This is a genomic window from Roseiarcus fermentans, assembly GCF_003315135.1.
Classification (GTDB): Bacteria; Pseudomonadota; Alphaproteobacteria; order Rhizobiales; family Beijerinckiaceae; genus Roseiarcus; species Roseiarcus fermentans.
In genome coordinates, this window is sequence record NZ_QNRK01000034.1 from 1 (window position 1) to 22,165 (window position 22,165).

Annotated in this window: 18 protein-coding genes; 12 read left to right on the forward strand and 6 right to left on the reverse strand. The window is 69.2% G+C overall.

What is annotated here, in order from left to right:
* The first annotated feature begins 308 nt into the window (after positions 1-308).
* Together DFR50_RS23945 and DFR50_RS23950 are read left to right on the forward strand one after the other, a co-directional pair.
* Positions 309-1,388, forward strand: a complete 1,080-nt coding sequence (locus DFR50_RS23945; RefSeq protein ID WP_281017245.1) for an NAD(P)H-dependent flavin oxidoreductase — start codon at positions 309-311, stop codon at positions 1,386-1,388.
* An 86-nt stretch (positions 1,389-1,474) separates the two neighbouring features.
* A complete protein-coding gene (locus DFR50_RS23950) occupies positions 1,475-2,227 on the forward strand; it encodes a DUF1045 domain-containing protein (protein ID WP_170153367.1) in 753 nt (250 codons plus the stop codon).
* A gap of 787 nt (positions 2,228-3,014) precedes the next feature.
* On the opposite strand, the gene DFR50_RS23955 is transcribed toward DFR50_RS23950, so the two are convergent.
* The 4 genes from DFR50_RS23955 to DFR50_RS23970 form a co-directional block, all read right to left on the reverse strand.
* The gene (locus DFR50_RS23955) at positions 3,015-3,572 is read right to left on the reverse strand and encodes a pyridoxamine 5'-phosphate oxidase family protein (RefSeq protein ID WP_210209025.1); all 558 of its coding nucleotides are present in this window, start codon (positions 3,570-3,572) and stop codon (positions 3,015-3,017) included.
* Between the two features lie 264 nt (positions 3,573-3,836).
* Positions 3,837-4,310, reverse strand: coding sequence for a hypothetical protein (locus tag DFR50_RS23960; RefSeq protein ID WP_113891797.1), 474 nt, complete (start codon positions 4,308-4,310; stop codon positions 3,837-3,839).
* Positions 4,307-5,131: a hypothetical protein gene (locus tag DFR50_RS23965; RefSeq protein WP_113891798.1), complete on the reverse strand. Its 825-nt coding sequence runs from the start codon at positions 5,129-5,131 to the stop codon at positions 4,307-4,309. The genes DFR50_RS23960 and DFR50_RS23965 overlap by 4 nt, the downstream gene beginning before the upstream one ends.
* A gap of 31 nt (positions 5,132-5,162) precedes the next feature.
* A complete protein-coding gene (locus tag DFR50_RS23970) occupies positions 5,163-6,347 on the reverse strand; it encodes a collagen-binding domain-containing protein (RefSeq protein ID WP_170153368.1) in 1,185 nt (394 codons plus the stop codon).
* A 501-nt stretch (positions 6,348-6,848) separates the two neighbouring features.
* On the opposite strand from DFR50_RS23970, the gene DFR50_RS23980 reads away from it, so the two are divergent.
* From DFR50_RS23980 to DFR50_RS24010, 7 genes are all read left to right on the forward strand, one after another.
* A complete protein-coding gene (locus tag DFR50_RS23980) occupies positions 6,849-8,597 on the forward strand; it encodes a DEAD/DEAH box helicase (protein ID WP_113891801.1) in 1,749 nt (582 codons plus the stop codon).
* 376 nt (positions 8,598-8,973) lie between these two features.
* Positions 8,974-10,551, forward strand: a complete 1,578-nt coding sequence (locus tag DFR50_RS23985) for a sugar ABC transporter ATP-binding protein (RefSeq protein ID WP_113891802.1) — start codon at positions 8,974-8,976, stop codon at positions 10,549-10,551.
* Positions 10,548-11,543 carry an ABC transporter permease gene (locus DFR50_RS23990; protein WP_113891803.1) on the forward strand — a complete coding sequence of 332 codons (996 nt, stop codon included), beginning with the start codon at positions 10,548-10,550 and terminating at the stop codon, positions 11,541-11,543. Before DFR50_RS23985 ends, DFR50_RS23990 begins: the two co-directional genes overlap by 4 nt.
* Before the next feature lie 62 nt (positions 11,544-11,605).
* Positions 11,606-12,544, forward strand: a complete 939-nt coding sequence (locus DFR50_RS23995; RefSeq protein ID WP_113891804.1) for a substrate-binding domain-containing protein — start codon at positions 11,606-11,608, stop codon at positions 12,542-12,544.
* Between the two features lie 282 nt (positions 12,545-12,826).
* Positions 12,827-13,882, forward strand: a complete 1,056-nt coding sequence (locus DFR50_RS24000) for a sugar phosphate isomerase/epimerase family protein (RefSeq protein WP_113891805.1) — start codon at positions 12,827-12,829, stop codon at positions 13,880-13,882.
* 16 nt (positions 13,883-13,898) lie between these two features.
* Positions 13,899-15,071: a Gfo/Idh/MocA family protein gene (locus DFR50_RS24005; protein ID WP_210209026.1), complete on the forward strand. Its 1,173-nt coding sequence runs from the start codon at positions 13,899-13,901 to the stop codon at positions 15,069-15,071.
* A complete protein-coding gene (locus tag DFR50_RS24010; protein ID WP_113891806.1) occupies positions 15,071-16,057 on the forward strand; it encodes an aldo/keto reductase in 987 nt (328 codons plus the stop codon). Before DFR50_RS24005 ends, DFR50_RS24010 begins: the two co-directional genes overlap by 1 nt.
* A 101-nt stretch (positions 16,058-16,158) precedes the next feature.
* On the opposite strand, the gene DFR50_RS24015 is transcribed toward DFR50_RS24010, so the two are convergent.
* Positions 16,159-17,427 (reverse strand): alkaline phosphatase family protein, encoded by a 1,269-nt coding sequence (locus DFR50_RS24015; protein ID WP_170153369.1) that lies wholly within the window; start codon positions 17,425-17,427, stop codon positions 16,159-16,161.
* Between the two features lie 256 nt (positions 17,428-17,683).
* Between DFR50_RS24015 and DFR50_RS24020 the strand changes: the two genes are divergently transcribed.
* The gene (locus DFR50_RS24020; protein ID WP_147262883.1) at positions 17,684-18,871 is read left to right on the forward strand and encodes a hypothetical protein; all 1,188 of its coding nucleotides are present in this window, start codon (positions 17,684-17,686) and stop codon (positions 18,869-18,871) included.
* Between the two features lie 15 nt (positions 18,872-18,886).
* Here DFR50_RS24020 and DFR50_RS32270 read toward each other — a convergent pair whose 3' ends face one another.
* Positions 18,887-19,054, reverse strand: a complete 168-nt coding sequence (locus DFR50_RS32270; protein WP_170153370.1) for a hypothetical protein — start codon at positions 19,052-19,054, stop codon at positions 18,887-18,889.
* Positions 19,055-20,205: 1,151 nt separating this feature from the next.
* Between DFR50_RS32270 and DFR50_RS24025 the strand changes: the two genes are divergently transcribed.
* Together DFR50_RS24025 and DFR50_RS24030 are read left to right on the forward strand one after the other, a co-directional pair.
* Positions 20,206-21,342 carry an ABC transporter permease gene (locus tag DFR50_RS24025; RefSeq protein WP_113891809.1) on the forward strand — a complete coding sequence of 379 codons (1,137 nt, stop codon included), beginning with the start codon at positions 20,206-20,208 and terminating at the stop codon, positions 21,340-21,342.
* Entirely contained in the window at positions 21,339-22,160 is an 822-nt protein-coding gene (locus DFR50_RS24030) for an ABC transporter ATP-binding protein (RefSeq protein WP_245428099.1), read from the forward strand. The genes DFR50_RS24025 and DFR50_RS24030 overlap by 4 nt, the downstream gene beginning before the upstream one ends.
* Positions 22,161-22,165: the final 5 nt, after the last annotated feature.

A 22,165-nucleotide genomic window follows, 5' to 3' on the forward strand; every position in this document is an offset into this window, starting at 1 on the left:
CAGGACCGCAGCCGTCTGGGCAACGGTCCCGAAAATCTCGCCGTTCTCCGCCACATGGTCCTGAACGTCATGCAGAAAGACGGCGAGAAAGGCTCACTCCGCGGCAAGTTCAAACGAGCCGGTTGGGACGAAGCCTACCTCGCCCGCCTCCTCACCCTGTTTTGAAATGCGATCGCCCTGGGGCGGCGGCGGACCCGCGTTTACGGACCCGCCCGGCTCCGCTAAGCTCGGCCAAGCCGCCTGTCTGGCCGTCGCGCCGCGGTCCAGACGCCAACGGCGACCGCACGTCGAACACGGGAGACGGATCGTTGAGCGCCGACTTCCTTCCCTCGCGCCTGCCGATCGTCCAGGCGCCGATGGCCGGAGCCCAGGGCGTGGACCTGTGCGTGGCGGTCGCGGGAGCGGGCGGCCTCGGGTCGCTGCCGGCGGCGATGCTGACCCCGGCGGCCCTGCGCGAGCAGATCGGCGCGGCCCGCGCCCGCGCCCGGGGCCCGATCAACGTCAACTTCTTCTGCCATGCGCCGCCGGCCCCTGACCCCGCGCGCGAGGCGGCCTGGCGGGAGGAACTCGCGGCCGACTACGCCGCGGCCGGCCTCGAGCCGCCGGCGCCGCGGGCCGGACCGGGGCGCGCGCCCTTCGACGCGGCGATGGCCGAGGTCGTCGAGGCGACGCGGCCCGAGGTGGTCAGCTTCCACTTCGGCCTGCCCGACGAGACCCTGCTGGCTCGCGTCAGGCGGACCGGGGCAAAGATCTATTCCTCCGCCACCAGCGTCGCCGAGGCGCGCTGGCTCGACGCGCGCGGTGTCGACGCCGTCATCGCGCAGGGCGCCGAGGCGGGAGGCCATCGCGGCATGTTCCTGACCGACGACATCGACGCCCAGCCCGGCCTGTTCGCCTTGCTGCCGCAGGTCGTCGACGCGGTCGGGGCGCCGGTGATCGCGGCCGGCGGGATCGCCGACGGCCGGGGGATCGCGGCCGCCTTCGCCTTGGGGGCGCGCGCGGTCCAGATCGGCACGGCCTATCTCCGGACCCCTGAGGCGACGATCTCCGCCGCGCACCGGCGGGCGCTGGCGGACGCCCGAGACGATTCCACCCGGCTGACGAACCTCTTCACCGGTCGCCCGGCGCGCGGCCTCGTCAACCGCTTCGTCCACGATCACGGGCCGATGAACCCGCGCGCGCCGGCCTTCCCGACCGCGACCGCCGCGGTTGCGCCGCTGCGCGCGCACTGGGAGGCGCAGGGATCGGGAGACTATTCGCCCCTTTGGTCCGGCCAGGCGGCCGCACTGGCGCGCGAGGAGGACGCCGGCGCGCTCACCGCCCGCCTCTGGCGGGACGCGGGCGCCGTCGCCGCCGCGTTGGGCTCGTTCCTACGACCTTCGTCGTAATTGGCGAGTGAACATAAGTTTCGGAAGCAGTGACAATTGAACGCAGTCCTGCCGCGTGGCAACATGGGTTGGTTCGGGAGTCCGTCGTGTCGCATTCGCGCTATGCACTCTACCTCACGCCGCCGCTCGACAGCGACTTGTGGACGTTCGGGTGCGACGTGATCGGCCGCGACGCCTCGACCGGCAGGGCTGTCGAGGGATTCGCGCCGGAAGGCTACAGCCCCGAGTCGTGGAGACGGATCACCGAGGAGCCGCGGCGCTACGGCTTCCACGCCACGCTGGTCGCGCCGTTCCAGCTCAGGGGGGATCTCGACGGCCCGGATCTGATCGACGCCGTGACGGCGTTCGCGCGCTCGGCGCACCCGTTCGACGCGGGCGCGTTGCAGGTCGGCAGGATCGGCGCCGCGAGCGGCCATGCCTTCGTCGCGTTGAAGCCGATCGGGCCGGCGCGGGAACTGCACGCGTTCGCGGAGAAAGCCGTGCGCCGGCTGGACGCGCTGCGCGCGCCGCTGACCAACGCCGAACGCCTCAAGCGCGCGTCCGGGCGGCTGACGCCCCTGCAGCGCTATTATCTCGACGTCTGGGGCTACCCCTACGTCCTGAACGAATTCCGTCCGCATTTCACGCTGACCAGCCCGGTCGCCGAGGCCAAGGCGATCGAAAAGGCGCTGCGCTGGGATTTCCAGATGCGGGTCGCCTCGCCGCTGCTGCGGGTCGAGACGCTGACCCTGTTCGGCGAACGGGAGCGCGACGGCGCTTTCGAGATCCTGCGCGCGTTTCCGCTCGGGCACGGTCACAGCGCCCGGCGCGGCGCGTCGCGCATGGCCGCCGTCGCCTGAGGCCGGGCCGACCGGCCCCAGGGGCGAGACGGTCGGCCGGTTTTGAGCCTTTTCAAGGGGATGCCGCGGAATGTCCGGGCGATCGTAACGGCCGAGCCTTGGCGCGCCTTGGGAATGACGGGCGGTCGTCGACGCTGAGGCGAGGGCGATGACGTTTCCCGCCGTCCTCGCGAGGAGCCCGAAGGGCGACGCGGCGATCCAGGGGCCGCCGACGCTGCAGCGCGGCGACGCCCGGCATACGGCAGACATTGGCCGCGCCCCCGTGGATCGCCACGTCGCTTCGCTCCTCGCGATGACGGCGGCTTGGCAGTTGCGGGCGATCGTAACTGCCAAGGCGGTTGTGCGCGAGGACCCGGACCGGGCGGCCTCGCGGTCGAGCGCCGCGACGCGGATCGGGAAGCCAACCAGCGCCTGCGCGTCGGACCGCTGCGCCGCTGTTCGCGCGGGCGATAGCGGTCGCGATGAATGGCGACGACATGGCCGTGTTGGAGCAACAGCCGGTCGCGGATGCGCAGCGTGCGGGCTTCACGGTGTCCAACAGCGTTCGAGACGTCGTCGAAGGCGTTGCGGCGCGCCGACATCGACCCGGAGCCCGATCGGCTCTGAGAAACCACTCTAGCAACCTTTCTGATTTACCGCAATGATTTGTCGCGATGCGCGGTAGCGACGAAGCATGCGGCCCTCGGGGTTCGGTCCCGCGGACGGCCGGGCGCCCTGGCGTTCCGCCGGCCGGACCTCGCACAGAGCCCGAAGGCCGACGCGTCTCGTTGCACCCCGAGGGCGCCGCCTACGGCGCCGCCCAGCCTCCCCGCCAACCGGCGCCGTCGCGCTGAAACATCGCACGCCGGTGCAGCGGTCCGGAAATATCGAGCCAGTCGATGCGGATGACCGAGACGACGACCAGGGCGAAACGCCCTTCGGCCTCGGCGTCGCCGGCGGGCGCGGCTTCGGCGGGATCGGCGATCGGGGCGCCGGAGGGCAGGGGATGTTGGAACAGCGCACGGGTATGCGGTCGGCAGGCGGCCCAGGCGGCGCGCCGTTCCGGACTCTTCGAGTCGATCGTCGCCACCCCCTCCAGACGGATCTGGATGCCGGCGTCAGAGTCGTAGCCGACGAGGGAGACCCGCGGCTCGCTGCGCATCTCGGCCACCTTCGCGGAACGGAGGTCGGTGAAGAACGAGACGGCGCCTCGTTCGGCGTCGGCGCCGCGCAGGATGACGCCGCGAACCTTTGGCGCTCCGTCGGTCCCCAGGGTGGCGAGCTGAAGCACGGTGAACGGCGTACGCCCGGGCCCCGCGCCGGCGACGAGCGGCGCCCAGATCCGGTCCAGAGTCGGTTCGATCACAATCAGGCCCTCGAGCTGTTGAGCGCGATGTCGGTCAGGAAGCGAGGTCGCTCGCCGTCCTGCGGCGGATCGCGGCGGACGTCACGCAAAAAATCCAGAAGATGGGATGGGCGAGCCGAAACAGTCCGCGCCTGTCCGCTCAACGCGGGCATCCGCCGCAGATCGGCTCGCCGGCGCGGCATGCGACACGGCCTGATCGACCGTTCGTTGCGATCGAGCCGGCGCCTTGGGCGACCGCTCCGCGGAAGCCCGCGCGCGCAAAGCCTACGGCGCGGGCCATTCGCTCAGATGGTCCCAGAAACCCTCGGGCAGGCAGCCTCGGTCGGCGGTGAGCAGGACGGCCTGCGGCGCGTGGCCGACGGAAAAGCGGGCCAGTAGGCGGCGCAACTGGATTTCCAGCGCGCCCGCCGGCATCGGCCCGACGGAGGCGATCAGCATGCGCCGGTCGGTCCACGCCGTCTCGCTCAGTCGCGCGCGCACCAGCGGCAGGATTTCGTCGACCCGGCCGAGCGGCGCGGCGATCACCTCGCAGCCGGCCGAGGTCGAAAAACGATGGATCGCGTAGAGGCCGTCGCGGGTGAGATCCTCGCTGTTGCGCGGCGTCATCCCATTGGCGCCGGCCCACGCCCGGGCGGCCTCACGCGGCGTCATCGTCGGATCGCCATGCGGCGCCGGCCGCGCCAGCGCGCCGACGGCGACCGCCGCCGCCGTCGCCAGGACCACCGCCAGGCGTTTCATCGCCGGCGCCAGGACGGCGCGGCGACAACCACGATGATCGCGGCCCACGCGATCTGCGTCGGCAAGACCCCGGTCTCCCCGTGCAGGAAATCGTAGGCCTCCGGCGACCCGGCCATCGCGGTGAGGCGGGACGTGTTGAGGATCAGCAGCAGGCCGAGCGCCGCCGTCACCCGCGGCCACCCGGGCGCCGCGGCGGGCCGCACGAGACGGCTCAGCGCATAGGTTCCCACCGCGCACGGATAGGCGAGCGAGAGGAACGAACAGGCGCGCAGCACCACGAAGGAATGTCCGTCCGCGAGCAGGATGCGGTTGCCGTCCGCCGCGGCGGCGACGCCGCCCAGACCGAGCAGGAATCGCGTCAGATGGGCCTCGGCGGTCATGATCGGGCCGCTGGCCAGGTCGGCCCATGCGCCCTCCTTCATCGCCCAGCCGCCCAGCGCCGCCAGCAGCACGCCGGCGCTTCGCCCCGGCAAGCCGCCGCTCCGCCATGCGAGGGCGCCCGCGAACACGAGCGCGGGCGCCGCGGCGATGCGGAACGGCGTCATGCAGGCCAACAGCGCGCCGGCGAACAGCAACCAGTCCGCGACGGCGACGCCGCCGTCACGGAGCGCAAGACGACGGACATCGGCGCCGATCGCGAGCGCAGCCAGAACGAGCATCGGATCCGGCGCGCCGAGCCCCTCGAACCCGGTCGCGAGACCGTAGTGCGCGGCGCCGGCGAGCGCCGCGCACGCTGCCAGCCAGCTCTGCGTGACGCCGCCGCCTTGCGCCATGGCGCTCCGGGTCGGGACGGCGGCGGGGCCGAGGCTGACGCCGCTCATCGCACGGGTCCGGCCGGGCGCACGGAGCCGTTCAGGTCGCTGTCGCCAACGCGCCGAGCCGGTTGCGGCCGCTGACGCCGGCCCAGGCGAGCAAGGCCAGGCCCAGGGTCACCCAGCCGAAGGGGGGCGCCGGCAGGACCGCGCTTGCCGCCGCGCCGGCGCTTGGCAACGCGCCGGCGAACTCGCCTCCGCTGTTGGCGGTATTGAGCGGCGCTTGGCCGGTCAGGTTGGCGGCGAACACCGAACCGGTGATGGCGCCGCCGCTGGTGACCAAGGTGGCGTTCGGCGCCATGATCGAAAAATCGTAGCTGGCGTTCGCGGCGAGATTGACCGTGGACGCGTTGGCGACGTTCAGCAGCACCATGTTATCGGTCATCGTGCCGGCATAGCCGAAGCTCAGGTTGCCGGGCAGGGAGATCGCGCCGGAGTCGAGCACGTTGATGACGTCGGTGGCGCCGGCCACGGCGCCGTTGAAGATCACCTGATTGCCCGACATGGCCATGAATTGCGCCGCGGTGACATCGAATACGTTGTCGCCGGCCTGGGCGCTGTTGAACACCCAGGCGCCGGACGCGTTGCGGCCAAAGGTGTCGCCGGCGGTGGTCTGCATGCCTGCAAAGGATTGCGACACCGAGGCGATATTCGCCGTCGTCGCCGCGTAGTTGACGGGGGACAGATACGAAGCGGCAGGGGTCACGGTCGGCTGCGCGGCGTTGATGAAACTGGCCTTGCCGCCGACGCTCACCGTGCCCCCGACGCCGGCGCCGGTGATCGTGGCGTTGCCGTCGACGTTCACGGCGCCGTTGATCTGACCGTACTGGTAATTCAACGAACCGCCGACATTGACGCTGTTCAGCCCGGTCGAGGCCGCCGTCATCGCGCCAGCCACGTCGGTGACGCCGTTCACCGAGCCGTTGGTCATCGAAAGGTCGCCGCCGACAGCGAGGCCGACGCCGTTGGCGGTCGCGTTCGTGGAGGCGCCGAAGTTCTGCAGGTAGACGTTCCCCCCGGCCGCGATCGCCGCCTGGCTGTCGGACGTGTACGCCGACCCCGCGCTGCCGATGTCGCCGGAGACATAGGTGTTGTAGCCGGCCGACAGCAGGCCTTCCAGCGTGGTGATCTGCACCTGCGCCGCCGAAGCGGGCCCGTAACCGGCGACGAGAACGAATCCCGCCGCAGCGGCCGTTCCGATGAGTTTGTCAAATCGCGTCGTCATGGCGTCTCTTCGAGCAGTCGAGGTTGATGACGGGGCGAGGGCGCGCCCGAGCGCGCAACGCCTGTGAGCATGGTCGCCACCACGCAAGCGCGGCGCCGTCGTCTTTTCGACCCGCATCGGCGCGTTTTCCCGCAATCCTCGACCAAGAATGCGGCTGGGCAGCCGAATTGCGGCGCATAAAGCGAATCTGTCGCAAGATGCAACGCAATCCGTAGCTATCTTGTGAAAGTGATCCGGGACCGGGTCGCGGCCGTCGTCATGTCGCAGCCGGCCCCGCCGGTCCTGCGCTTCGGCCGAACGCCGCGGTCAGTCACGCCAGGCATGAAATGGCGGCTGTCCCGCCCACGGGAGGCCGTCGCCGCCCGACGCTCCGCGCGGGCGACGGGTCCTGCCTGACCGACTCTCGAGCCGCCGGGACTTCCTCCCCGCTTCCCTTTCCCCCCGTTTTCGCGCATACCGCGCCCGGTCGCGCATTTCCGCCGCGATCGAGTTTCGCTTTCCTTGAACGCATTCACATCGAACGCCTCCCTCGCGCTGGCCCTGGAGGAGCGCGGCTATCGCGAGCCGACGCCGGTTCAGGCCGCCGTCACCGCCCCGGACACCTTCGGCCGCGATCTGCTGGTTTCGGCCCAGACCGGCTCGGGCAAGACCGTCGCCTACGGCATTGCGATGGCCCAGACGCTGCTCGGCGACGCGCCCGCCTTCGGCGCGCCCGGCGCGCCGCTGGCGCTGGTCGTCGCCCCGACGCGCGAACTGGCGCTGCAGGTCGAACGCGAGCTGAGCTGGCTCTTCCGTCCCACCGGCGCCCGGATCGCGGCCTGCGTCGGCGGCATGGACGCGCAGCGCGAGCGGCGCGCCCTGCAGGGCGGCGTCCACATCGTCGTGGGCACGCCGGGCCGCCTGCGCGACCACATCGAGCGCCGGGCGCTGGACGTCTCTGCGCTGGCGATCGTGGTTCTGGACGAAGCCGACGAGATGCTCGATCTCGGCTTCCGCGAGGATCTCGAGTTCATGCTCTCCGCGATGCCGGCGGCAAAGCGCAGCCTGCTGTTTTCCGCGACCGTCCCGAAGGGCATCGCGACGCTGGCCAGGAGCTACCAGCGCGACGCCATGCGGATCGAGGTCGAGCGCGGCAAGCAGGGCCACGTCGACATCGAATATCGCGCCATCCGCATCTACCCGCAGGAGAGCGAGGCGGCGGTCGTCAATCTGCTGCGCCTCGTCGAATCCCCGACCGCGATCGTGTTCTGCAACACCCGCGAGGCGGTGCGGCATCTGAGCGCCACGCTCGCCGAGCGCGGCTTTTCCGTCGTCACGCTGTCGGGGGAACTCAGCCAGCACGAACGCAACCAGGCCATGCAGGCGTTGCGCAACGGACGCTCGCGCGTGCTGGTGGCGACCGACGTCGCCGCGCGCGGACTCGATCTGCCCAGCGTCGGCCTCGTCATTCACGCCGATCTGCCCCACGACGTCGAGACGCTGCAGCACCGCAGCGGACGCACCGGCCGCGCCGGCCGGAAAGGCGTCAGCGCGATTCTGACGCCGTTCGGGCGCCGCCGCAGCGCCGAAAGGCTTTTTGCGGAAGCGGGCGTCCAGCCGGTGTGGCTCGGCCCGCCGAGCGCCGCGGAGGTGCGCGCCCTCGACGCCGAGCGCTTTCTCGCCGATCCGGCGCTGGCCGAGCCGGCGTCCGAGGAAGAACTGGAGATGGCGCGGCGCCTGATCGCCGAGCGCGGCCCCGAGGACATCGCGGCGGCGCTGGTGCGGCTCTATCGCGCGCGCCTGCCGGCGATCGAGGACGTCGCCGATCCCGGCGAGCAGCGCCCGGGCGGCGCCCGGCAGCGGCCGGCCTACAGCGAGCGCCCCGCCCCGCGCGGACGCGTTGCGCCGGAGGATCGCGATTACGCCCGGCCCGCCCGGCCCGGCGGCCGGCATGCGCTCGGCGGCGGCGTCTGGTTCCGCGTCGACGTCGGGCGCGCCAAGGGCGCCGATCCAAAATGGCTGTTGCCGATGATCTGCCGCGCCGGCGGCCTCACCAAGGCCGACATCGGCACGATTCGCGTGTTCGCCGACGAGACCAAGTTCGAGGTCTCCGCCGAAGCGGCGGAAGGATTCGCCGAGGAGATCAGGAAGCGCGCGGGCGAAACGCCGCGGATCGAGCCGCTCGGGCCCCGCGAGGGGTCGGCTCCGAAGGCCGGGGGCAAGCCGGACAAGCGCACCCGTCTGGCGCGCAAGGCGCAGCGCGACGGGTGAGGGAGTCCTTCCCCGGCTTTGCCGGCGAGGGCGCCCGAAGGCCGGATGGGGTGTGGGCCGACGCGCGGACCTCGACGCGATCATACGGACGGCGCCGCCCATAGCAGCCTCCCGCCCGGCGCTTGTTGTTCTCCGCCGGCGCCAGCCCTGGCATGACCACGGGCGCGACGCCTTCCGTGACGGCGACCTGCTTCCACACCCCATCCGGCGCTTCGCGCCGCCTTCCCCAGCAAGATTGGGGAAGGGGAGCGCCGGGGACGGTTTCATTCCGACGGCGGAAAGACGCCGTCCCCGCCCGCAGCCGCTTTACGCAGCCGACGCCGCGGTGCTACGCTGACATGTCAGCCTCGGCGCGAGCCGCGCCGGAGGGGAGGGGATGTCAACAGCGAGCGCGCCAAACCAGCCGCAGCCCGATTCCAGTCGCGGGAGGCTCGGGCGGGGGGAGTCGGAATTCGTTCTCGAGGCCGTCGGCCTGTCGCGTTCGTTCGGCCCGATCGAGGTGCTCGGCGACGTGTCGCTCGACGTATGCGCGGGCGAGGTTCACGCGATCATCGGCGAGAACGGCGCCGGCAAATCGACCCTGATGAAGATCCTCAGCGGCCACCTGTCTCCGACCCGGGGCGCGCTGAAGCTCGACGGCGCCGCGGTCGACCTCGCAGGGCCGGTCGACGCCGAGCGGCGCGGCATCGTGCTCGTCCATCAGGAGATCATGCTCGCGCCCGATCTGACGATCGCCGAGAACATGTTTCTCGGCCGCGAGATCCGGCGCGGGCTCGTTCTCGACGACCGCGAGATGAACCGGCGCGCCTTCGAGGCGATGCGCGTCTTCGGCGTCGAGGCGCCGGTGAACCTGCCGGTCGAGCGGCTGTCGATCGCACAGCGACAACTCGCCCAGATCGCCCGCGCGCTCACGGTTCCGCACCGCGTCGTGATCTTCGATGAGCCGACCGCGTCGCTGACGCCGGTCGAGACGGCGGCGCTGCTGAGGCTGATCGGCGATCTGAAGGCCAGGGGCGTCGCGATCCTCTACATCTCCCACCGACTCGAGGAGGTGAAGGCCGTGGCCGACGTCGTGACGGTGCTGCGCGACGGCAAGAAGGTGGCGACGCGGCCAGCGGCCGGGCTCGAGCCGGTCGACATGGCGCGCCTGATGGTCGGGCGCGACCTGCTCGCCCTCTACCCGCCGCGCGTCGCCGCCCCGTCCGCCGCCCCGTTCCTCGACGTCGCGGGTTTCGGCGCCGACGGCTTTGCCGAGGACGCCAGCTTTTCCGTGCGGCCGGGCGAGATTCTCGGCTTCTCCGGCCTCGTCGGCGCCGGGCGGACCGAGCTGTTCGAGGCCCTGTTCGGCTTGCGCAAGGGGGCGGGCGCGATTCGGCTCGACGGAAAGCCGCAGCAATGGCGCGACGCGCGCGCGGCCATGCGCGCCGGCGCCGTCTATCTGACCGAGGACCGCAAGGGCAAGGGACTGCTGCTCGAGGAGACGCTCGCCACCAACCTGACGCTGGCCGCGCTCGACGGGTTCCAGCGCGGCCCGGTCGTCGACCGCGCTGGGGAAGCCCGGGCGCTCGACACGGCGATCCAGCGCTTCGACATCCGGGTCGGCGACAAGGGGCTCAACGCCGGCCAGATGTCGGGCGGCAACCAGCAGAAGCTGCTGCTGGCCAAGATGATGCTGCTCGATCCGAGGGTCGTGGTGATCGACGAGCCGACGCGCGGCATCGACATCGGCGCCAAGCAGCAGATCTATCGCTTCATCGCCGCGATGGCCGGCGAGGGGCGGTCGGTGATCGTGATTTCGTCGGAGATGGCGGAACTGATCGGCGTCTGCCACCGCATCATCGTCATGCGCAACGGCCGGATCGCCGGCGAGGTCGAGGGCGAGGCGATGACCGAGCACGCGATCGTCGTGCTCGCCACGGGGGTCGACGCGACAGCGGGGGAAGCGGCAACATGACGCAGGCGGTTCACGACGCGCCGGCCGGGGCGGCGCGGCGCATCAATCTCGGCGCGGTCGCGCCGTTTCTCGCGCTCATCCTGATCTGCGCCCTCGGCGCGGCGGCGAACGCGCGCTTCCTGAGCTTCGACAATCTGACCAACGTGCTGGCGCGCAGCACCTTCATCGCCACGATCGCGGTCGGGCAGACGCTGGTCATCACCGGCGGCGGGCTCGATCTCTCGGTCGGCGCGATGGCCGCCTTCGTGGCGGGGCTCGAGATCCTGTTTCTCAATTCCGGGCTGATCGAGAACGCCACGCTGCTGATCGTCTCGGCGATGGCGCTGTCGCTCGCAGTCGGCGCCCTGTGCGGCCTGTTCAACGGCCTGACCACGACGGTCGGCAAGATCGAGCCGTTCATCGTCACCCTCGGCACGATGGGGATCTTCCGCTCGCTCTTGACCTGGCTCGCCCAGGGCGGCTCGATCACCATCCGCGACAGCGAGGTGCGCGCCGCCTATCGTCAGGTCTATTTCGGCGACCTGTTCGGGGTGCCCTATCCCGTGCTGGTGATCGTCGGCGTGGCGATCGTCGGCGCCTTCATCCTGACCCGGACGGCCTTCGGGCGGCGGGTGCGCGCGGTCGGATCGAACGAGGACGTCGCGCGCTATTCCGGCATCGGCGTCGCCCGGGTGCGCACGCTCACCTATGTGCTGCAGGGCCTGTGCGTCGCCATCGCCGTCGTCATCTACGTGCCGAGGCTCAGCTCCGCGAGCGCCGCGACCGGGCTCGGGTGGGAGCTGATGGCGATCACCGCCGTCGTGGTCGGCGGCACGCGGCTCAAGGGCGGCGTCGGGCGGGTGTGGGGGACGATCGCCGGCGCGCTCATCCTCGAAGTCATCGGCAACATCATGCTGTTGTCCAACGTGGTCAGCGAATACCTCATCGGCGCGGTCCAGGGCGCGATCATCATCATCGCGATGCTGGCGCAACGACTGGCCCGCAACCGGTGAGGACAGTCCGGGAGGGCGGGGCGATCCCGCAAGCCTCCCAAGCGAAGCGGGAGAGGAACACAATGAAACGGATTCTGGTCAGCCTCGCGGTCATCGGCCTCCTGGCCGGCGCCGCCGAGGCGCAACAGGCGAAGACGATCGCGGTCTCCGTCCCCACCGCCGATCATGGCTGGACCGGCGGCGTCGTCTACCATGCGATGCAGGAGGCCAAGGCGCTCGAGCAGCGCTATCCCGGCCTCAAGGTGATCGTGAAGACGTCGCCCGACGCGGCCGCCCAGGCGAACGCCCTCGAGGATCTGACCACCCAGGGCATCGACGCGCTGGTCGTCCTGCCGCACGACCCGAACGTGCTGACCGACCCGATCCGCAAGGTGAAGCAGAAGGGGACGTTCGTCACCGTCGTCGACCGCATCGCCGACGACCACTCGATCTACGACCTCTACGTCGGCGGCGACAATCCGGGGCTGGGCGCGCGCGCCGCGGAATACATGAAGAAGGCGATGCCGAACGGCGGCGACATCGTCGTCATCCGCGGCTTGCCGATCCCGATCGACAAGATGCGCGTCGACGCCTTCAACGACGGCCTCAAGGGGACCAAGATCAACGTCATCGACAGCCAGTTCGGCAACTGGAGCCGCGACGACGCCTTCAAGGTGATGCAGGACTTCCTGACCAAGCATCCCAAGATCGACGCCGCCTGGGTCCAGGACGACGACATGGCGGTCGGCGTGTTCGAGGCGATCGCCCAGGCCAAGCGCACCGACATCAAGTTCGTGGTGGCCGGCGCCGGCTCCAAGGACATGGTCAAGCGGGTCATGGACGGCGACCCGATGATGCCGGTCGACGTGCTCTACTCGCCGACCATGGTGGCGGTGGCGATGGACGTGACCGCGCTCGGCCTCGAGGACAAGATCCCCGTCCGCGGCGACTACATCCTGAAGGCCTCGCTGATCGACAAGGCCAACGCGAAGGATTTCTATTTCAAGGATTCGCCGTTCTAGGACGACGGGACCTCGGGGGAGCGCGCCGCGCCTTCTCCGCGAAGCGGGGAAGGTGGCGCGAAGCGCCGGATGGGGTGCGGAAAGCAGGACTGCGCCGACGAAGTTTTGCGGAGACGTTCGCGCAATCCGTCTCGCGCCGATACGGCGGCCACACCCCATCCGGCCTTCGGCCACCTTCCCCAGCAAAGCTGGGAAGGGATCCGCGGCTGCAAGATTCTGGCTCCGTCGGCACTCAATTCAAGCAAGCGCGCTCATGAATTCGCGCGCACGAGAGGGGTAATCATGGCTGGCATGGTCAAGGGCCCGGCGATCTTTCTGGCGCAATTCGCCGGAGACGCGGCGCCGTTCAATTCGTTCGCCTCCATTTGCGAATGGGCGGCGGGGCTCGGCTACAAGGGAGTTCAGATCCCGAGCTGGGACGAGCGCCTGTTCGATCTCGCGAAAGCGGCGTCCTCGAAGGACTATTGCGAGGAGCTGATTGGGATCGCCAAGAGCCACGGCCTCGCGATCACCGAGCTGTCGACCCATCTGCAGGGGCAATTGGTCGCGGTCAACCCGGCCTACGACGACGCCTTCGACGCTTTCGCCCCGAAGGAGCTGCACGGCAAGCCCGCGGCGCGGCAGAAATGGGCGGTCGAGCAGATGATGCTGGCGGCGAAGGCCTCGAAGCGCCTGGGGCTCACCGCGCACGCGACCTTCTCCGGCGCGCTCGCCTGGCCCTACGTCTATCCCTGGCCGCAGCGCGCGCCGGGGCTGATCGAGACGGCGTTCCAGGAGCTGGCGAAGCGATGGAAGCCGATCCTCGACGCCTTCGACGACGCCGGCTGCGACGTCGCCTACGAGATCCATCCCGGCGAGGACATTTTCGACGGCGCCACCTTCGAGCGCTTCCTCGACGCGCTCAAAGGCCACGAGCGCTGCAACATCCTCTACGACCCGTCGCATTTCGTGCTGCAGCAGCTCGACTACCTCGCCTACCTCGACATCTATCACGAACGGATCAAGGCCTTTCACGTCAAGGACGCCGAGTTCAACCCGACCGGCCGCCAGGGCGTCTATTCCGGCTACGCGCCGTGGGTCGAGCGCGCCGGGCGGTTCCGTTCGCTCGGCGACGGGCAGGTCGACTTCGGCGCGATCTTCTCCAAGATGGCCCAGTACGGCTATTCGTCGTGGGCGGTGCTCGAGTGGGAGTGCTGCCTGAAACATCCGGAGGACGGCGCGCGCGAAGGCGCCGAGTTCATCAAGCATCACATGATCCGGGTGACCGAGAAGGCGTTCGACGACTTCGCCGGCGGCGCGGTCGACAAGAAGCAGATCAAGCGCGCGCTCGGGCTCTAGGAACGGGAGAGACAGAATGGCCATCGAAGGACGCAGCGACGCCAAGGCAGGACAGCGCATCCGGCTCGGCATGGTGGGCGGCGGCGAGGGCGCGTTCATCGGCGCCGTGCACCGCATCGCCGCGCGGATCGACGACGCCTACGACCTCGTCGCCGGCGCGCTGTCGTCGACGCCGGAGAAGGCGCGCCGCTCGGGCGAAGCGCTCGGCCTCGCGCCCGACCGCATCTACGACGACTACGAAACCATGGCGAAGGCGGAGGCGGCGCGCCCCGACGGAATCGAGGCGGTGGCGATCGTCACCCCCAACCACATGCACGCCGGTCCAGTCATCGCCTTCCTCGGCGCCGGCGTGCACGTCATCTGCGACAAGCCGCTGACCGTTTCGCTCGCCGAGGCGAGACGGATCGAGGCGGCGGTCGCGGCGTCGGGCCGCATCTTCGCCTTGACCCACAACTACACCGGCTATCCGCTGGTGCGCCGGATGCGCGAGATGGTTGCGGGCGGCGAACTCGGGACGATCCGCCTCGTGCAGGTCGAATATGCGCAGGACTGGCTGACCGGGCCGACGGAGGCGAGCGGCAACAAGCAGGCCGAGTGGCGGGTCGACCCCGCCCGCTCGGGCGCCGGCGGGGCGCTCGGCGACATCGGCACCCACGCCTTCAACCTCTCCGACTTCGTCACCGGCCTCGATGTCGCCGAACTGTCCGCCGATCTCACCGCCTTCGGCGAGGGGCGCGTGCTCGACGACAACCTGCAGATCGCGCTGCGTTACGCGAGCGGGGCGCGCGGGAGCCTGTGGGCGAGCCAGGTCGCTCCCGGCAACGAGAACGGGCTGATGCTGCGCGTCTATGGAACCAGGGGCGGCCTCGCCTGGCGGCAGGAGAACCCGAACCAGTTGTTCTGGTCGCCGCTGAACGAAGCGACCCGGATCATCACCCGCGGCGGCCCGCAATCCGGCGCCGCCGGCGGCCGCGTCACCCGTATTCCGCCCGGCCATCCGGAAGGCTATCTCGAGGGCTTCGCCAACCTCTATTCCGAGGTCGCCCTGGCCATCAAGGCCGCGCGCGACGGCGGCGAGCCGCCCGAGGGCGTCCTGTTCCCGACCATCGCCGACGGCGTGAAAGGGCTTGCCTTCATCGAGGCGGCGGTCCACTCGTCGAGATCGAACGGACAATGGGTGAAGCCGTGATGCAACTGCGAAAATTCGGACGGACCGGACGGCGCGTCGGCGAGGTCGGCTTCGGCGCCTGGGCGATCGGCGGCAGCTGGGGCGACGTCGACGAGGGCGAGGCGGTCGCGGCGCTGAACGCCGCGCTCGACGCCGGCGTCACCTTCGTCGACACCGCCGACGTCTACGGCGACGGCCGCTCGGAGCGGATCGTCGCGAAGGTGCTGAAGGAGCGGCCCGGCGCCGACATCTACGTCGCCACCAAGGCCGGGCGCCGCCTGCCGCAGCAGACGGTCGCGGGCTACACCTACGCAAACCTCTCCGGCTGGATTGACCGGAGTCTGCAAAACCTCGGGGTCGAGGCGCTCGACCTCGTCCAGCTGCACTGCCCGCCGACCGACCTCTATTACCATCCCGAGGCGTTCGACGCCCTCGACCGGATCAAGGCCGAGGGCAAGATCCGCGACTACGGCGTCAGCGTCGAGCGGCTCGAGGAGGGGCTGAAGGCGATCGAATATCCGGGCGTGGTCAGCGTCCAGATCATTTTCAACCTCTTTCGCCAGCGCCCGGCGGGGCTGTTCTTCGCGACGGCGAAAAAGCGCGACATCGCGGTGATTGCCCGGGTGCCGCTGGCGAGCGGCCTGCTCACCGGCAAGCTCAAGGCGGACTCGACCTTCGCCGACGACGACCACCGCAAGTTCAACCGCCACGGCGAGGCGTTCGACGTCGGCGAGACGTTTTCCGGCGTGCCTTACGAGGTCGGGCTCGCGGCGGTCGAGCGCATCCGGCGCCTGGTCCCGGGCGGCGCCACCATGGCGCAGCTCGCCCTGCGCTGGATCCTGATGTTCGATCCGGTGACGGTTGTGATTCCCGGCGCCAGGAACGCCGCCCAGGCGCGCGCCAACGCCGAAGCCGCCGATTTGCCGTGGCTCGAGGACGCCGACATGGCGGCGCTGAAGGCGATCTACGACGAGGACATCAAGCCGTACGTCCACCAGAAGTGGTGAGACGGCGCGGCCGCGATCGCTGAATCGCGGCGGGACCGGGCGCTGCTCGGGCTAAGAAAGAGGCCGACCGAAGGCGGCCCCTCTCATCCGCGAGGGCCTGTTTACCCCGCGACCGCGACGGTCCTGCGCGCGCGGCGGCCGGCGACGGCGAGGCCTGCGAAGCCGAGCAGCATCATCGCCCAGCTGCGAGGCTCCGGTATGCCGTTCGGGATGACGCCTGGCTGGAAGAGGGCGCCCAGATTGTCGGCGCCGGCCACCCCGCCCAGATATCCGCCGGGGCCCGACACGCCGAAGACGTTCTGCCAGGTCACGAGGTCGGAGGCGTGGGTGTAGTACGCGCCCACCGAGGCGGCGTTGCCTTTGGCCAGCTTCGAGATGACGATCTCCGTGCCGGAGTACCCGGCGGTTGAGCCGACGTCCTCGTCCCCTTCCGTCTCGTCATTCCAGATCACGATGACGCCATTGTTCTTGAACGCCTGGGACGCCTCGATTTCCGGCACGACCTTCGACAGGAAGTTGTCGCCGAGCGCGACGGCTTCCTGGTCGGTTCCGGCGAGGTAGGTGGCGCCGTTGTAGGTGAAGTTGGTTTTCAACGACGAATGCATGTCGTTGTACTGGTCAGGCGTTATCCAGTTGAATTTGGCGACCGCGTTGTCGTTGAGGTCGGTCTGAAGTTGTTGCAATGGCGCATAATACTGCGCTTCGGGGTTGCTCGGGGAAAAATTCGGGGCTGTCGCCGTTCCGCCGTTGGTGGCGGTGGAGAAGGCGAACGGGTTGTGCTTCACCGCATAGTTGTATTGGTCGCTGCCATTGTACGAATTGGTGTACGAGGCCGACGTTCCGGAGAAAGAAGTTGTCGGAACGGTCCACTGGGTCTTTGGCGCCTCCGTACTCGTCAGGCTGTTGGCGCCGGGCTGGTTGACGGACCCGCTGTTCGGAACGAGGTCGATGTCTTCTTGATACGCCTTCCAGCCCGCCGTGCCGTACTTCTGTTGCAGGAGTTGGCCGAGGTTCGCCCCACTGACGATGTTGCTCGGGTATGGGTCTGCGTCGTTCAGCGGCCCGGTCTTACCCGTCACCTGGTACACATAGTTCGGCTCGGACGGGTGTAGGGTCGGCGATACGTTCTGGTACTTCGTGGCGTAGGACGTGAACGCCGCGGCCGGATTGCCGGGCGTGACCAGGCTGTTGAGAAAGGACGCCGCCGGGTTGCCGAGCAGTTGCTCCGGCGTGCCGGACGGCGCGTCGCTCGGTTGGGTGAAGTTGTGGTTTTCGAGGGCAATGTAGAAGACGTCGCCGATCTGCGCCGCGTTCGCCGAGGTCGCGATTACCATCGCGAGCAGCGAAACGCCGAGGGTCCTCTTGGTCATGGCGTTCCTCAGACTTTGGGAGTCGGCTCGAGGCGCCGACGTCCCCGCCATAAGGCGCGCACATGACGCGCTGATGGGAAATAGATGACAGTCTAAGCTGATAAGGCGCATGTAAACATAATAAATATTTACATTTTATGCCGCCATGAATATTCACAAGAAACGCCGTGACCGTCAATACACGGTCATGAGTATCCATTAAGCGGACAAAGTCTTTTATGGCCCATCACCTAATGATCATTGGGAGGAGGAGATGATGACGGTGTCAAGAAGCGGAGGTCTGTTTCTGATCGCTCTGCTTGGAGCGACGGGAGCGACCGCCGAGGCCGCGCCGATCGTCACGCAGTCGAGCGTCTTCGCCAACGGCGCGGCGGTCGGAGGCACGCAACCCGATTCCATCACGGTCGGCGCCGGATCGGTGTGGGTCGAATATGGCGACGGCGTCGATTCCACCGGAGTCATTCCCGGTAACAGTACGATCGTCCAGTACAACACGAGCGGCGCGATCAAGCGCGTCTATTCGATCTCCGGCGAAGTGGATGGGCTGAAGGTCGACCCTTCCACGGGAACGGTGTGGGCCCTCCAGAATCAAGACGCCAACGCCACCCTGTCGTTGATCAACCCGACCACGGGGGTCGTCACCGGTCCGCTGAAATACGCGGCGCCGCCTTACGCTTATGGAAACAACCCGCCCGGGCCCGCGCCGCTCAACAACGGCCGCGGCTACGACGACGTCGCGTTCCTCAACGGCAAGGTTTATCTCAGCTACACCAACCCGGCGAACCCGACCGACTCGGTGCTGCAGGTTCTCGACAACGGCGCCCACCCGAGCGGAACGCTGACCACGACCAGCATCCTCACCGCGGCCGCGACAGGCGTGACCTCGTCCGCCAACGAGCCCGACATCGACAGCCTCAAGAGCACGCCCAACGGCGAACTGGCGCTGACGACCGAGGGCGACGGGCCGGGTTGCTGCGACCCGATCGGAGAATACACACTCATCGCGCATCCGGGGGCCCCGAACCAGACAGTGACCAATGTCCGCGTGACGAATGCGGGGAACAATGTCCAGGGAATCGACGACGTGATTTTTCCCGGAGCGACGTCGGGATGGCTCTACGTCGCCGAAACGAGCGCAAATACCGTCGATAAGGTCTGGCTCAGCGGACTCGATCCCGATACGCCGATCGTCGCCATCAGCGGGCTCGGCGAGGTCGCGCTCGTGAACCCCGCCGACGGCCACGTCGAGTCGGCGCTGTTGAGTGGACTCGGGTCGCCGCACGGCATGGACTTCGTCGCCGCGCCGGAGCTCTCGACCTGGGGGATGCTGCTGCTCGGCTTCGCTGGCCTCGGCTTCGCCCGCCATCGGAATCGAGCGACCGCCGGCGGTCTTCTCCGAACAGGGCTGGTCGACCGTATGCATTCGCGCCGGGAGATCCGGTAAACTCGGTCGGGCCGCTCAATTGACCAATGCTGCGGCGAGGCGCTGGACCTTTCGCGGCGGCAGGTTTGCGAGGTCGCCGGAATCGAAGGGCGGCGTCGCGCGCTCGAAGATCGCCTCGACGGAAAAGCGCCGGATCGCCGTCGCGTCCGTGGACGAGGCGGGAGCGGCCGCACGAGCCTCCATAACGCCTGCGGCGGCGTCCCGACGCCACCTGCGACACGGTTTTGGCAAGGCGCGCGCTTTATGCTTGCGTCGGCCGGTTCGCACGGGGTGCGGACGCGCCGTCGCCGATTCCGGCGCGGTTCGTGCCCGGTTCCTCCCCCGCCGTCCCGAACCGGGGCAGGCCGCACGGGTCTCGCATGCCGTTTGGTCAACCATGCCGGCGGTTCCGCGCGTGCGGCGCTTGACGGGCGCGACAAGATCCCCGCTGGGCGGCTCGTCGCCGATTCTGGCGGGGTTTGTGCCCGCTTCCGCTCCCGCCGTCCCGAACCGGATCATGCCGGCCGAGCGCGCGTGACGTTTGGTCAACCATGCCGGCGGTTCGGCGCGCGTGGCGCTTGACCGGCGCGGCGAGGCTCGCCCGGTTCGGCGGTCGCCGATTCCGGCCGGTTTTGTGCCCGGTTCCTCTCCCGCCGTCCCGAACCGGATCATGCCGGCCGAGCGCGCGTGACGTTCGGTCAACCATGCCGGCGGTTCGGCGCGCGTGGCGCTTGACCGGCGCGGCGAGGCTCGCCCGGTTCGGCGGGTCGCCGATTCCGGCCGGTTTTGTGCCCGCTTCCGTTCCCGCCGTCCCGAACCGGATCATGCCGGCCGAGCGCGCGTGACGTTCGGTCAACCATGCCGGCGGTTCGGCGCGCGTGGCGCTTGACCGGCGCGGCGAGGCTCGCCCGGTTCGGCGGGTCGCCGATTCCGGCCGGTTTTGTGCCCGGTTCCTCTCCCGCCGTCCTGAACCGGATCATGCCGGCCGAGCGCGCGTGACGTTCGGTCAACCATGCCGGCGGTTCTGCCGCGCGGCGCTTGACGGGCGCGGCGAGGCTCGCCCCGCTCGCCGGGTCGCCGATTCCGGCCGCTTTGTCCTCCCTTCCTTCGTCCTCGTCCCGGCGCGCAACCGCATCGGCGCGGTTCCGATTCGGGGTGGATCCGCCTCGCGAGATTCGACTCGCTTTCCGTCCGATTCGGAGTCCCTTCGCGCCGGCGCCGATTCGTACGCCCTTTGTTTGCATCCTGATCGCAGAGTCCGGGCGGCGCCGTCGCGACCGGGCGGGGCCGCCCGCCCGCCTCGACAGCCGCGAGGTCTCCGCTATAAAGCTGGGTGCGAGCGTTGACCGGAGAGCATGGTGTCCGTTGGGCCTTCCGTCGTCCGAGATGTCGAAGGCGACGAACTCGTCCTGTCGCTCAGCGGGGACTGGACGGTCGCCAACAGCGCCGCGCTCGAGGCGACCGCCGACTCGCTGATCGAGCCGGCGCGCAAAGGCGGCGACGCGATTCTCGACCTCGCCGGGGTCAACCGCATGGATACGGCTGGCGCGTGGGCGATCGACCGCGCCCGCGCCGAACTCGCCGAGGCGGGCGTGCGCGCCTCCTACCGCGGCGCGCGGTCGGAATACGCGGTTCTGCTGAAGGAGGCCGGCTACCAGCCGATCGAGCCGCCGAAGCCGACCCACGCGCCGACCGCGATCTCGCTTCTCAGCGAGATCGGCGAGTCGGTCTACACCGCCGGCCACGATCTCGCCGAGGGGGTGAGCTTCTTCGGCGAGATGGTGGCGATGACCGTCCGCCTGCTGCCCTTTCCGCACCGCTGGCGGTGGACCTCGATGACTTACCATCTCGAGAACTATTCGCTGCGCAGCGTCCCGATCATCGTGCTGATCAATTTCCTGGTCGGCGCGATCGTCATGCAGCAGGGCATCTTCCAGCTCAACGCCTTCGGCGCCTCGGCCTACGCGGTCAATCTGGTCGGGGTGCTGGGCCTGCGCGAGCTGGCGCTGCTGATGACGGCGATCATGATCGCCGGCCGGACGGGATCGGCGATCACCGCCGAGATCGGCTCGATGGCCATGCACGAGGAGATCGACGCGCTGAGGGTGATGGCGCTCGACCCGCTCGAGGTCCTGATCATGCCTCGCCTCGTCGCGCTGGTGATCGCGCTGCCGGCGCTGACCTTCCTCGCCGACCTCGCCGAACTCGCCGGCGGCCTGCTGGTGAGCTGGCTTTACGCCGGCATGACCCCGATCGTGTTCATCACCCGCCTCCACAACTCCATCACCACCGACACCTTCCTCGTCGGCCTGATCAAGGCGCCGTTCATGGCGATCACCATCGGCATCATCGCCGGGGTCGAGGGCATGGACGTGCGCGGCTCGGCCGAATCGCTCGGCGCCAACGTGACCGCCTCGGTGGTCAAATCCATCTTCATGGTCATCGTTCTCGACGGGTTGTTCGCAATGTTTTTTTCCGCGGTGAACTATTGACCGACGCCGCCCCCTCGCCCCCCGGGCCGGACGTCGTGATCAGCGTGCGCGGGCTCGAGGTCGCCTTCGGCGACCACATGGTGATGGACGGCCTCGACCTCGACCTCTACCGCGGCGAGGTGCTGGGATTCGTCGGCGCGTCGGGCGCGGGAAAGTCGGTGCTGACGCGGACCATTCTCGGGCTCGTTCCCAAGCGGGGCGGGACGATCGAGGCGTTCGGCCACAACCTCGACCACCTCACGCACCAGGAAAAGCTCCAGATCGGCGAGCGCTGGGGCGTCCTGTTCCAGGAGGGCGCGCTGTTTTCCAGCCTCACTGTGCGCCAGAACATCGAGGTGCCGATGCGCGAGCACCTCAAACTGTCGCAGGCGATGATGGATGGCCTCACGGCGCAGAAGCTGCATCTCGTCGGCCTGCCGCAGGACGCCGCCGACAAGTACCCCTCGGAGCTTTCCGGCGGCATGACCAAACGCGTCGGGCTCGCCCGCGCGCTCGCGCTCGATCCCGAGATCGTGTTCCTCGACGAGCCGACCTCCGGCCTCGATCCGATCTCCGCCGGCGACTTCGACGATCTCATCGCCACCCTGCAGAAAACCCTGGGTCTCACCGTGTTCATGGTCACCCACGACCTCGACAGCCTGTTCGCGATCTGCAACCGGGTCGCGGTGCTCGGCCACGGCAAGGTCTCGGCAGTCGGAAAAATCGAAGATCTCTTGCAATCCGACGATCCATGGATCAAAGCCTACTTCCACGGCAAACGGGGCGTGGTGCGGGCCGGGACGAGGGCTGCGCCGTCGCCCGCGCCTCATACGGCATAAGGCGC